The organism is Streptomyces sp. NPDC058671, assembly GCF_042716475.1.
Lineage (GTDB): Bacteria > Actinomycetota > Actinomycetes > Streptomycetales > Streptomycetaceae > Streptomyces.
On record NZ_JBHXSA010000002.1, the window covers coordinates 189038 to 201056 of the forward strand.

A 12019-nucleotide genomic window follows, 5' to 3' on the forward strand; every position below is an offset into this window, starting at 1 on the left:
GCGGTCAGATGAACTTCTGGGTCGCGAGGAAGGCGGCCAGCTGCTTGCCGCCGTCGCCCTCGTCCGTGACGATCGTGCCCTGCGTACGGGCGGGGCGCGCGGCCACCGCGTCGACCAGGGTCCAGGCCCCGGCCAGACCCACCTCGTCGGCGTCGATGTCCAGGTCGTCCAGGTCCAGCTCCTGGACCGGCTTCTTCTTGGCGGCCATGATCCCCTTGAAGGAGGGGTAACGGGCCTCGCCGGACTGGTCGGTGACCGAGACGACGGCGGGCAGCGGGGCCTCCAGGAGCTCGGTGGCGGCGTCGCCGTCGCGACGGCCCTTCACCAGGCCGTCCGCCACGGAGAGCTCCGAGAGCAGCGTCACCTGGGGGAGCGACAGCCGCTCGGCGAGCAGCGCGGGCAGCACGCCCATCGTGCCGTCGGTCGAGGCCATGCCGCAGACGACCAGGTCGAAACCGGTCTTCTCCAGGGCCTTGGCCAGGATCGCGGAGGTGGCGATCACGTCGGAGCCGTGGATGTCCTCGTCGTTGACGTGGAAGGCCTTGTCGGCGCCCATGGACAGCGCCTTGCGGAGCGCGTCCTTGGCGTCGTCCGGGCCCACCGTGACGACGGTGACCTCGGCGTCGTCGGCCCCCTCCGAGATCCGGAGCGCCTGCTCGACCGCGTACTCGTCGAGCTCCGAGAGCAGCCCGTCCACGGCCTCGCGGTCGGTCGTCAGGTCGTCGGCGAATCCGCGGTCGCCGGTCGCGTCGGGAACGTACTTCACACAGACAGCGATCTTCAGGGTCACGGCCTGTCTCCTTTCAACGGGCAGGGGGTTACGGGAGGTTGCGGGCCATGACGATGCGCTGGACCTGGTTGGTGCCTTCGTAGATCTGGGTGATCTTGGCGTCACGCATCATGCGCTCGACGGGGTAGTCGCGGGTGTAGCCGTAGCCGCCGAGGAGCTGGACGGCGTCGGTGGTGACCTCCATCGCGACGTCGGAGGCGAAGCACTTGGCAGCGGCGCCGAAGAAGGTCAGGTCGCCGTCCACGCGCTCGCTCTTGGCCGCGGCGGCGTAGGTGAGCTGGCGGGCGGCCTCGAGCTTCATGGCCATGTCGGCCAGCATGAACTGCACGCCCTGGAAGTCGGCGATCGGCTTGCCGAACTGCTTGCGCTCCTGCACGTAGCCCTTGGCGTAGTCCAGGGCGCCCTGGGCGATGCCGATGGCCTGGGCGGCGATGGTGATGCGGGTGTGGTCGAGGGTCTTCATCGCGGTGGCGAAGCCGGTGCCCTCGGCGCCGATCATGCGGTCGGCGGGGATGCGGACGTTGTCGAGGTAGACCTCGCGGGTCGGGGAGCCCTTGATGCCGAGCTTCCTCTCCGGCGCGCCGAAGGAGACGCCCTCGTCGGACTTCTCCACGACGAAGGCGCTGATGCCCTTGGACCGCTTGTCGGGGTCGGTGACGGCCATCACCGTGTAGTACTCGGAGACGCCGGCGTTGGTGATCCAGCGCTTCACGCCGTTGAGGACCCAGAAGTCGCCGTCGCGGACCGCGCGGGTCTTCATCCCGGCCGCGTCCGAGCCCGCGTCAGGCTCGGACAGGGCGTAGGAGAACATCGCGTCGCCCTTGGCCAGCGGGCCGAGGTACTTGTGCTTGAGATCCTCCGAGCCGGACAGGATGACCGGCAGCGAGCCCAGCTTGTTGACCGCGGGGATCAGCGAGGAGCTGCCGCACGCGCGCGCGACCTCCTCGATGACGATCACCGTGGCGAGGGCGTCCGCACCGGCGCCGCCGTAGGTCTCGGGGACGTGCACGGCGTGCAGGTCGTTGGCGACCAGCGCGTCCAGCGCCTCCTGAGGGAACCGGCCCTCCTCGTCCACCGCCGCGGCGAACGGCATGATCTTCGCCTCCGCCAGCGCACGGACCGACTCCCGGAGCATGTCGTGCTCCTCGGAAGGCCGATACAGGTCGAAGTCCTTGCCCATGATGTCGAGCTCCCCTAGACGCTTGTGGCACTGAGTACCCTCAGCAAAACACACTCAGTGCCATGACGCCAGAGCGCCCCGACGCGGGTCCGCGTCGGGGCGCTCCGGAGACCGGTCGGTCGGTTTCGTCACGTCCGGGTGTCGGCGAGGTTTCCTTCCTCCCTCCGGAGGCGACTCGCGTCGTACTCGACGGCGAGTTGCCGGGCGCGGCTCTCGGTCATGTCCAGTCCCGTAAGCAATGCCGGCGTGCAGATGCTCGGCAGTACGTGTTGGAGCAGGACCACCACGCGATGTGTCAGGTCATCGCGGTCGCAGAGAATTTGAGACATCGTCTGAATTCCCGCGAAAGCGCCGGAGAAGAGCTCCGCCGTATCCGTCACATTCACATGGAGCAGCAGTTCGCCCCGCGCCTTGGCCACCGTGAGCACCTCCGACACCTGGTCGATCCAGGCGCGGAACGGCGCGCCCCGGTCGACTCCGGTGGCACCGCTGTCCAGAGCGAGAGCCACGCTCGCGCGCACGAGCGGATCGCGCTGGAGCCGGTGGGCGAGCAGGAAGCCCTGGTCCACCAGCTCCTGGAGCTTGATGGGCTGAGGCGTGAGCGGCTCGTCGAGCAGCTGGGCAGCGAGAACGCCGAGGGCAAGATCTTCCTTGGAAGCAAAGTGGAAGTACAGCGCCCCCTTGGTCACCCCGGCGCGCACCAGGATCTCGCCGATGGTCGTCCGCTCGTAGCCGCGCTCCGCGAAGACGTTCGCAGCCGATTCGAGGATCACCCGACGGGTTCGAATTGCACGCGCTTGCTGCGCCAAGGCACCCCTCCTGCTGTCTCGCTGTCTGTGCTCACCGTGTGACGTGAAGCATTGAAAAGAAAACCGCGCTGTACGTATTCTACTTCTGGTGGGTTTCACCGCCGGGGGTGTGGGGAATCGAGGGGTGTCCATGGATCGGAACCGTCAGGGATTGGCGACGCACGTCCCCGGGGAGTTCGTCCACCGCGCGGACCCCGCCGACATCATCCCCACGGACTGGACGCGACTGCGGGAGAATCGGTTCTCCGTCTCCGCCCGCTGGCCCGCCTCGCATCCCTTCTTCTCTCCGGTGGCAGGGGTCCGGCACGACCCCGTCCTGGTGGCCGAGACGATACGCCAGACGACCACGCTGGTGGCTCACGCCGAACTCGGGGTACCCCTGGACGATCAGTTCGTCATATGGAGCCTCTTCTACAGCGCCGACCCCGACGCGCTCGCCGTGGACGGACTCTCCCCGGACGTCCACGTCGACGTGATCTGCTCCGACCTCACGAGCCGGGGCGGACGCCTCCGGAAGCTCCGCGTCTCCATGGTGCTCACCCGCGACGACCGGCTCCTCGCCACCGGCGGCGGCGTGGCCCGCTGCACCTCCGCCCTCGCCTACCGCCGGATGCGCGGCGAGCGGATGAAGGCGCTGGGCCGGCCCGTACCGCTGATACCCGGCGTCGCCCCGCACCTCGTCGGCCGGGAGCGGCCCGAGGACGTCGTCCTCGGGCCCGGCACCCGCCCCGGACAGTGGCAGCTGCGGATCAACACCGCCCACGCCACCCTCTTCCGGCGCCCCAACGACCACGTCCCCGGGATGGTCCTGCTCGAAGCCGCCCGGCAGGCGGCGACGATCCGCCTCGGGAACCCCGCCCACCTGCCCACCGTCCTCGACACCGCCTTCTCGCGCTATGTCGAACTCGACAGCCCCTGCTGGATCGAGGCCGAGACCGTGCCCGCCCAGGACCCGTCGACGACCGTGGTCAGGGTCTCCGGCCACCAGGACGGCGCGCCCGTTTTCGTCTGCACGCTCACCTCCCCGACCGGCGAACTGGCGGTGGCCACGAGCGGCCTCGACAGTCGGCTGGCGGGTTGAACCGGATCGGCACCATGGGCCCTCGCATCCTGATCACCGGTGCGACCGGGTTCATCGGCGGCCGGGTGGCGGCGGCGGCCTCGTCGGCCCTGTCCTCGCCGACCGCGGCACCCGCGTCGCCCCCGCCGTCGGCATCGGCGCACGAGCCCCCGCGCATCCGGCTGCTCACCCGCCGTCCACCCACCGGCGGGGGAGGGCCCGCAGGACCCGAGACCGTCATGGGCGACCTCCGTGACCCCGACTCACTGCGCCGCGCGTGCGCGGGGACCGACGTCCTGATCCACTGCGCCTCCGCGATCGGCGGTGACGAGGAACTGGCCCGCGCCGTCAACGATGAAGGCACCCGAGCCCTCGTCGACGCCGCCGTGCACGCCGGAGTGACCCGCATCGTCGCCCTCAGCACCGCCTCCGTCCACGGCCGGGGCCCCTTCCGGGCAGCCGCACCCGGCACCCTGCCGCTCGCCCCCGGCTCCCCGACCAGCCGCACGCGCGCGGCGGGCGAGCGCCACGTCCTGGACGCGGGCGGCACGGTCCTGCGGCCGCACCTCGTGTACGGAACAGGGGACCGGCTGTTGATCCCCGGCCTGGTCCGGCTGCTCGCGGCCCTGCCGGGACCGCCCGACGCGGGGAACTCCCTGCACTCCCTGATCGACGTGGACAGCCTGGCGCGTGTCCTGCTCGCCGCGGCGCTCTCACCCGCGACCGAGCCGGGTCCGTACTACGTCGCCCACCCCGACCCGGTCCCGGGCGCCGAGCTGCTCACAGCGGCCGAGGAACTGCTCGCCCACCGGACCGACAGGCCCCGGGGTCCGGCGGTGGACATCGCCACGGCCCGTGCGCTGCTCGCCGAACTCCCCTTCGCACGGCACCACCTGGACATGTTCGCCACCGACCACTGGTTCGCCGACGACCGCCCCTGGCGGATGCTGGGAAGCGACCCGGGGCCGGGCTTCACCGAGGGGTTCGCCGCCCACGCTCCGTGGTACCACGGTCTCCTCACTCGTTCCTGAACCGAAAGCAGGCACCACCGACATGTCCGCGTTGGCCGGCAGGACCGCGATCGTCACAGGGGCGAGCCGGGGCATCGGAAGAGGCATCGCCGAGCGGCTGGCCCGCGACGGGGCCCTCGTCGCCGTCCACTACGGCAGCAACGAGAAGGCCGCCCTGGAGACGGTGGAGATCATCGAGGAGCGGGGAGGCCGGGCGTTCGCCTTCCGCGCGGAACTCGGAGCGCCCGACGCCGTCGACACCTTCTACGCCGCGCTCGACGAGGGGCTCGCGGCGCGGGGAGAGGGCCGCGCGTTCGACATCCTCGTCAACAACGCCGCCGCGAGCGGCTCCGGCCGCGTCGCGCAGCTCACCACCGAGGTCTTCGACCGACTGGTCGCGATCAACGTCAAGGCCCCGCTCTTCCTCATCCAGAGGGGCCTCGACCGCCTGCGCGACGGTGGCCGGATCGTCAATATCTCCTCGGCGGTCACCAAGCACGCCTTCCCCGAATCCGTCACCTACGCGATGACCAAGGGGGCCGTCGACACGATGACCCTCGCCCTCGCCAAGGAGCTGGGCCCCCGGGGCATCACGGTCAACGCCGTGGCCCCCGGTTACATCGCGACGGACATGAACGCGGGGCGCAGGGCGACCCCGGAGGCGAGCGCCGCCCTCGCGGCGCTCTCGGTCTTCAACCGGATCGGAACCCCGGCCGACATCGCGGACGTGGTCGGTTTCCTCGTCTCCGACGACGCGCGCTGGATCACCGGCCAGTACGTGGACGTCACGGGAGGCACCGGGCTCTAGCCGGCCTCGCCGGGGCCTGCGTCGCGGCCGCTCCCGTCCGAGCGGATGCCGCCGGACGCGCCGTCGCCGCGGTCCGTTCCCGCTCCCTGCTTTCAGGACGGACGGCGGGGACGGCACGGACCCCGTCACCGTCCCGCCTGCCGACCTTCCCCGGGAACCGGACAAGTCTGCCCGCCTCCCCCGGCCGACGCGCCTTCGTCCGCGGCGGCATCTGCGAGGTGCCGCTGATGCGGAGGCCCGGGGGGCACGCGAAGACGGCCGACGGCCCGGGGTGACCCGGTTCGCCGGCCGTCCGCGTCGCGGCACCGTACGCGCGGGGCGTCCCCCGCGTGTCCTAGTGCTTGAGCGTGTCCTTGGCCTTCTCCGCCGTCTGCTTCGCGTCACCCTTGATCTGCTCGGCGCGGCCTTCCCTCTGCATGCTCTCGTTGCCCACGGCCCTGCCAGTGGCCTCCTTGGCCTTGCCCTTGGCGGTCTCCGCGGCGTGCTTCGCCTTCTTACCGGCGGACATCCGGCACCTCCTGGTCGGTCTGGTGGTCGTGCGACTTCCCGGGATCGCGGCGGATACTCACGGGTGCTGCTCCCGCTGCTCCTCGCGGCCGATGCCGGGGCTCTGCCGCTTGGCGGTGCTGCCGTGGGCGTCCTCCGCCGAGGAGTCACCCTGGTCCCGCGTCGCCTCCTCCGCCTGGCGCCGTGCCTCCGCGTCGCCGCTCTCGCCCTCGGCCCCGGACGGTGTGGTCCGCGGGGGCTCGTGCCGGTCCTGCTCGCTGCCGTGCCTGTCGTGGTGGCTCATGGTCCTCTCCCTGACGCCGCTCGGTACGCGCCCCGGTCGCCGCCGGTGGCACGAGGTGCTGCTGCCCGGCGATGTGCGGCCGAAACACCGTCTCTCAGGACCTACCGGACAGGAGCAACGAGCGCCGTGGCACCTTCCCGCGTCCGCGGGGTGTGCGTCGGAGGGCGCCGAGAGCATGGCGAGGCCCGGTGTCGGACACGGGGGATACCCGACACCAGGCCTCTGTTGAATATTGTACGAGACGCGGGGAGTGACGCGCGCACCCGGCCGGGCCGCCTCCGACCGGCCTCGGCCGACGGGCGAACCGCGGCCGTACGGGGTAGAAGTCCCCTGAGAAGCGGATGCGGCCGGAGCCGGGGCCCCGCCCCCTCGGTCGCGCCGCCCGTGTCGGCGAGGAGGCCCGCCATGGACAGCAGGAGCACAGGGTTCGTGCACTCCTTCAACCGCACCGGCGGGTACGGCTTCGTCGTTCCCGTCGGCTCCCACGAACAGGTCTACTTCAGCGCCGCGGACATCGAGGGGGAGGAGCGCTCGCTCTCCGAGGGGCAGCAGGTCTCTTTCGTCCTCGTCCTGGGCGAAGGCCGCTTCGAGGCGAGGGAACTGCGGGTCTGACGCCCCTCGGTCCGGTCACTCGCCCGGAGCCGGAGGCAGCGCGTCCATGAACGAGCTGACCGAGAACACCGCGCGGCCCGGGCCCGCCGGGCCGTACCCGGGCGGCGCCGACAGCCCGTACTCCTCCAGCGTCGCCGTGTACGCCTCAAGGAGGCGCAGGTGGTACTCCAGCGGCGCGCCGTCGGGGTTCTCGCGGCCCAGCGGCGTCGTCGGCTCGGGGCACCACGTGGTGAAGCGGGGGGTGATCCCGCGCGACATGAAGAACCGCAGGCCCTCCCGGGTGGAGGCGATCGCCTCGTCCACGGTCAGGAAGCCGGAGGGGCGGGCCATCTCGACCCCGGCGACGAAGTTCGGGATGACGTTGCGGGGCCCGAAGACCTCCGCGGAGTCCAGGATCCTGCGGTGCCACTCGTCCCGGCCGATGTACCGCTCCTTGCCGGGGCAGTACAGCTCGAAGAGCCTGCGGTCCCACACCTCGTAGTTCGGGTGGTAGATCCGGATGCCGTAGTCGTGGAAGCGCCGCACGTCCTCCTGCGGCAGGGCCTGGGCGACGACCTTGCCGATCCAGCGGCCGGGGAAGCGCTCCTCGATCGCGCGCGCGTACTGCCCGTAGAAGTCCGCCTCGTCCTTCCCGCCCACCTGGGAGGTGACCGCCCCGCCGGTCAGGGTGTACGCCGTCGACGTACGGGCCGTGTCGTGGCGGTCGATGATCTCCAGGGCCTCCAGGACCTCGTCGACCGGCTTCACCCCCCGTGTACGGGCGGCCCGCCGCCTTGTGCTGGCGCCAGTTGTGGTTGATGTCGCAGTACTGGCACTCCTCCTTGGCGCCGAAGTACTGGCAGACCCGGAAGACCGTCAGGTAGATCAGATAACCCCACTGGATGGTCGGCGCGACCTCCATCACGGACTTGCCGTTCGACAGCGGGTGCCGGTAGTACTCCGGCATCGGCGGCAGCCCCACGTCGGCGCTCCGGACCCCGTCGAGGAACAGCGCGAGCGCCCCGTCGGCGTCCGGCGCCACCCGGTACGGGGACGCGGGGTTGACCCGTACCGACACCACCGTGCGGCGCAGACCGTAGGGCCCGCCGGTGAGGACGATCTCCTCCGGCGGACGGTTCAGCGCCGCCTCGCCCAGCTCCGGCAGCGTGCGGTGGTCGAAGGAGAAGATGAAGTACGACTTCGGCTTCACCTCGCCGCCCTCGTTCCCGCTCAGCGCGGACGGATCGAAGGCGAGGCCGCCGCGCAGCAGGTCCTCCTTGAACACGGCCTCAGGGGGGACTCCCGGGAAGCGGTCCATGAGGGACTCCACGACAGCGGTACGGGTCGGGGCGGCGCTGGACACAGGCGGATCTCCAGTGGGGAGGGACGACGGAGCCGACACCCTCACGCTACGCGCGCGTGCCCCCGGGGCGACGAGCGGGGACCCGGCACGACCGGCCGTGTGGCCCCCGTCGTCCCCGTCGCCGGGAGTCGACGCCCTGCTCCGAGGTGCTGCCGGACGCCCCTCTGGTTACGCTGCGCAAGGAGGGGCCCAGCGGTTCGCCGCCCCGGCCCGGTTCGCCGACGTGGCCGAACGAAGCGAGAAGCCCTCATGACGACTCCCGCGCACCCCCCGATCCCGCCGACCCCCATGGACACGGTCACCCTGGAGCGGCGCATCGGCGCCGCCCCCGAGGCCGTCTTCCGGTTCCTCACCGACCGTGAGAGATGGCTGTCCTGGATGGGCGTGGACGGCACGTTCTCCTTCGAGCCCGGCGGCTCCTACCGCACCCGGGTCACCGGCGACGGCGTCGCCGCCGGCCGCTTCATCACCGTCGACCCGCCGGTACGCCTCGTCTTCAGCTGGGGCTGGGAGACCGGCCCGGCGCCCGTCCCGCCCGGCTCCGGTGGGGCCTGGGGGACCGGCCCGGCGCCCGTCCCGCCGGGCTCCAGCACCATCGAGCTCACCCTCCGGCCCACGCCGGACGGAACGCTCCTGCGGCTGATCCACAGCGGGCTCCCCTCCACCGAGGCCTGCGAGGGCCACGCCGAGGGCTGGCAGCACTACGTCGACCGCCTCGCGGCCCTCGCCGAGGGGGCGGACCCCGGCGAGGACGACTGGATCCGGCAGTCCGCAGGCTGAGAGCGGGCGCCGGGCGGGTGCGCGAGGCCGGGGACGGGCCCCGCGCACCCGCCCGGCGCGTCAGGCGCCCACCGGCACCGGCGTACGCGCCGGAGCGCCCGCGCCGAGCTCGCGGACGAGCCGGATCCCCAGCCGCAGGTACGCGGCGAGGTCCGCCCGGGGCGCCTTGCGGACGAGGTGACGGATCGCCTGCATGGCCTCCCAGGCGGAGGCGTGCGCCAGGGAGCCGCCCCAGCCGTCGCCCAGACCGTCCCAGAGGTACGCGCTGAACCCGAGCTGGAGCGCGCCCGCCCGGCGCCGTTCCTCCTCGTGCGCGTCCAGGGCACGCACAAGGAACCGTTCCGCCTCCACCGGGGGAAGCGCGGACCGGATGATGCGCAGGTACGGCGCGACGAGCGACGCGACTTCGGGGCACTCCCCACGGGGAACGACCGGGTCACCGGAAACGACCGGGTCACCGGAAACGACCGGATCACCGGGAACGACCGCGTCACCGAGAACGTCCGGGTCACCGAGAACGGGTGCCGTGAGGGGCTCGCATGTGTGAGTCATGAACCCATCGATACGTCATCTCATCGCAGGATCGGCCGTGGCGCGCCGTCACGAACCCGTGAGGACGACGAGTTGGCGGGTCGCACGGGTCATGGCGACGTAGCGGTCGACCGCCCCCTCGATCCCCTCGCCGAAGGCCTCCGGATCGACCAGGACGACCAGGTCGAACTCCAGGCCCTTCGACAGCGAGGGCGTCAGCGACCGGACCCGGTCGTCCGCCGGCCGGAACCGGGGTGCGCCGATGACACAGGCCGTCCCCTCGGCGTGGGCGGCGAGCCAGTCGTCGAGGACCGCGTCGAGGTCGTCCACCGATCCGTGGACGACCGGGAGGCCGGAGGCGCGGACGGACGTCGGCACGTTCGCGTCCGGGAGCGCGGCCCGGATGGCCGGCTCGGCCTCCGCCATGACCTCTTCCGGCGTCCGGTAGTTGATGCTCAGGGACGCCACGGTGATCCGGTCGAGCCCGACCCGCTCAAGGCGTTCCCGCCACGACTCGGTGAAGCCGTTCCTCGCCTGGGCGCGGTCCCCGACGATGGTGAAGCTCCGGGACGGGCAGCGCTGCAGCAGCATCTGCCACTCGGCGTCCGTCAGCTCCTGCGCCTCGTCCACGACGATGTGCGCGAACGGTCCGACGAGCAGGTCGGGCTCGGCACCGGGCAGCACGGCCTCGTCGACGAGGCTGTCCTTCAGGTCCTGACCGCGCAGCATCGTCACCGCGCCCTCACCGTCGGCGTCGGCCGCGAGGACGTTGTCGATGACGTCGGCCATCCGCGCGCGTTCGGCGGCGACCGTGGCCCGGTGACGGCGCTTGCGCCGGGCCGCCTCCGGATCGCCGAGCCGCTGGCGGGCCGCGTCCAGGAGCGGCAGATCGGACACCGTCCAGGCCTGGGCGTCCTCGCGCTGCAGCTTCCGGACCTCCTCGCGGCTCAGCCAGGGAGCGCACTTCCGCAGGTACGCGGGGACCGACCACAGGTCTCCGACGAGGTCGGCCGCCTCCAGCAGCGGCCAGGCGCCGTGCAGGGCGTCGGCCAGGTCCTCGTCCTGCCGCAGCGCCCCGCGGAACTGGTCCTCGGGGACCTCGCCGTCGAGCTTGGCGAGCAGGATCGTGCCCAGCTCCTCCCAGATGTGCTCCCGCGCCTCGTTGTGCGGGGTACCGGCCTCCGGGGCGTCGAACGCCTCGGCCCAGTCGGCCGGGCTCACCCGTACGTCGGCCCAGTCGGTCGACACGGTCATCCCCTGGGCGGGCGGCTCCTCGTAGAACCTGACGGCCGTCTCGATCGCCCGCACCATGTCCGCGGACGACTTCAGGAGGGCCACCTCCGGATCGCGCTCGCCCGCCGCCCGCGCCCCCTCGGCGACGAGGTCCCGCACGGTGCAGGTCTGCACCCCCTCCTCGCCGAGGCTGGGCAGGACATCGGCGACGTACGCCAGATAGGGCTGGTGCGGGCCGACGAACAGCACGCCGCCCCGGCGGTGACCGAGGCGCGGGTCCGCGTAGAGGAGGTGGGCGGAGCGGTGCAGCGCGACCACGGTCTTGCCCGTGCCCGGCCCGCCGTCGACGACGAGGGTGCCGCGCGCGCCGGCCCGGATGATGGCGTCCTGGTCGGCCTGGATGGTGGCGAGCACGTCACGCATCCGGGGCGACCGGCTGCCGCCCAGGCTGGCGATGAACGCGGACTGGTCGTCCAGGGCCGCGTGCTCGTCGAGCCCGTCGGCGGTGAACACCTCGTCCCAGTAGTCACCGATCCGGCCGTTGTTCCAGCGGTACCTGCGGCGGCTCGCCAGCCCCATCGGATTGGCGTGGGTGGCCGCGAAGAACGGTTCGGCGGCGGGGGAACGCCAGTCGATGAGCAGCCGGCGCCCCGCGCTGTCGGTCAGGCCGAGACGTCCGACGTACACGGGCTCGGAACCGTCCGCCCCGACGACCCGTCCGAGGCACAGGTCGAGGCCGAAGCGGCGCAGGGTACGCAGCCGGGCGGTCAGCCGGTGGATCTCGGCGTCCCGGTCCATCGCCTCCCGGCCGGCGCCGCCGGGCGCCTTCCGCGCCGCGTCGAGACGGCCGGACAGTTCGGTGATCGACTCCCTCAGGCTCTCCGCGACGGCCGCGAAGTGCCGCTCGTCGCCGGCGATCAGCGCCGGGTCGGCCTTGGGGGAGAGACGGTCGGGAAGGTCGAACGCGCTGGTGTCGTACGACCGGTCCACCGACGAAAGCACACGCACGGAGGGGGACTCATTTCTGCAGGGGCCGGCTGAGACCAGTGATTCTGCGGTACCACCAGGGCCTTG

At 72.0% G+C, this 12019-nt stretch carries 12 protein-coding genes and 1 pseudogene; 5 read left to right on the plus strand and 8 right to left on the minus strand.

Annotation, left to right across the window (positions count from 1 at the left end; genetic code table 11):
- Positions 1–4: 4 nt before the first annotated feature.
- The 3 genes from ACFWV2_RS03030 to ACFWV2_RS03040 all read right to left on the minus strand — a co-directional run bounded on the left by ACFWV2_RS03030 (position 5) and on the right by ACFWV2_RS03040 (position 2779).
- Positions 5–790 (minus strand): electron transfer flavoprotein subunit beta/FixA family protein, encoded by a 786-nt coding sequence (locus ACFWV2_RS03030; RefSeq protein WP_384400762.1) that lies wholly within the window; start codon positions 788–790, stop codon positions 5–7.
- A 28-nt stretch (positions 791–818) separates the two neighbouring features.
- Positions 819–1970 carry an acyl-CoA dehydrogenase family protein gene (locus ACFWV2_RS03035; protein WP_384400765.1) on the minus strand — a complete coding sequence of 384 codons (1152 nt, stop codon included), beginning with the start codon at positions 1968–1970 and terminating at the stop codon, positions 819–821.
- Positions 1971–2098: 128 nt separating this feature from the next.
- A complete protein-coding gene (locus ACFWV2_RS03040; protein WP_384400767.1) occupies positions 2099–2779 on the minus strand; it encodes a ScbR family autoregulator-binding transcription factor in 681 nt (226 codons plus the stop codon).
- Between the two features lie 130 nt (positions 2780–2909).
- Here ACFWV2_RS03040 and ACFWV2_RS03045 point away from each other — a divergent pair, with 130 nt between their 5' ends.
- Genes ACFWV2_RS03045 through ACFWV2_RS03055 form a run of 3 tightly spaced genes read left to right on the plus strand, consistent with a single transcriptional unit; the run spans position 2910 to position 5657 of the window.
- The gene (locus tag ACFWV2_RS03045) at positions 2910–3860 is read left to right on the plus strand and encodes a ScbA/BarX family gamma-butyrolactone biosynthesis protein (RefSeq protein WP_384400770.1); all 951 of its coding nucleotides are present in this window, start codon (positions 2910–2912) and stop codon (positions 3858–3860) included.
- Positions 3861–3874: 14 nt separating this feature from the next.
- Positions 3875–4870, plus strand: coding sequence for an NAD-dependent epimerase/dehydratase family protein (locus tag ACFWV2_RS03050; RefSeq protein ID WP_384400773.1), 996 nt, complete (start codon positions 3875–3877; stop codon positions 4868–4870).
- Between the two features lie 22 nt (positions 4871–4892).
- Entirely contained in the window at positions 4893–5657 is a 765-nt protein-coding gene (locus tag ACFWV2_RS03055; RefSeq protein WP_384400776.1) for an SDR family oxidoreductase, read from the plus strand.
- 334 nt (positions 5658–5991) lie between these two features.
- Here ACFWV2_RS03055 and ACFWV2_RS03060 read toward each other — a convergent pair whose 3' ends face one another.
- Entirely contained in the window at positions 5992–6165 is a 174-nt protein-coding gene (locus ACFWV2_RS03060; protein WP_360786573.1) for a CsbD family protein, read from the minus strand.
- Positions 6166–6222: 57 nt separating this feature from the next.
- Positions 6223–6447 carry a hypothetical protein gene (locus ACFWV2_RS03065; RefSeq protein WP_384400779.1) on the minus strand — a complete coding sequence of 75 codons (225 nt, stop codon included), beginning with the start codon at positions 6445–6447 and terminating at the stop codon, positions 6223–6225.
- 405 nt (positions 6448–6852) lie between these two features.
- On the opposite strand from ACFWV2_RS03065, the gene ACFWV2_RS03070 reads away from it, so the two are divergent.
- The gene (locus tag ACFWV2_RS03070; protein WP_384400782.1) at positions 6853–7059 is read left to right on the plus strand and encodes a cold-shock protein; all 207 of its coding nucleotides are present in this window, start codon (positions 6853–6855) and stop codon (positions 7057–7059) included.
- Between the two features lie 15 nt (positions 7060–7074).
- Here ACFWV2_RS03070 and ACFWV2_RS03075 read toward each other — a convergent pair.
- A pseudogene (locus ACFWV2_RS03075) lies at positions 7075–8356 on the minus strand (radical SAM protein).
- A 294-nt stretch (positions 8357–8650) separates the two neighbouring features.
- Between ACFWV2_RS03075 and ACFWV2_RS03080 the strand changes: the two are divergent.
- Positions 8651–9181: an SRPBCC domain-containing protein gene (locus ACFWV2_RS03080; RefSeq protein WP_384400785.1), complete on the plus strand. Its 531-nt coding sequence runs from the start codon at positions 8651–8653 to the stop codon at positions 9179–9181.
- A 60-nt stretch (positions 9182–9241) separates the two neighbouring features.
- Here ACFWV2_RS03080 and ACFWV2_RS03085 read toward each other — a convergent pair whose 3' ends face one another.
- Entirely contained in the window at positions 9242–9733 is a 492-nt protein-coding gene (locus ACFWV2_RS03085) for a hypothetical protein (RefSeq protein ID WP_384400788.1), read from the minus strand.
- A gap of 48 nt (positions 9734–9781) precedes the next feature.
- A complete protein-coding gene (gene helR / locus ACFWV2_RS03090) occupies positions 9782–11953 on the minus strand; it encodes an RNA polymerase recycling motor ATPase HelR (RefSeq protein ID WP_384400791.1) in 2172 nt (723 codons plus the stop codon).
- Positions 11954–12019 lie beyond the last annotated feature (66 nt).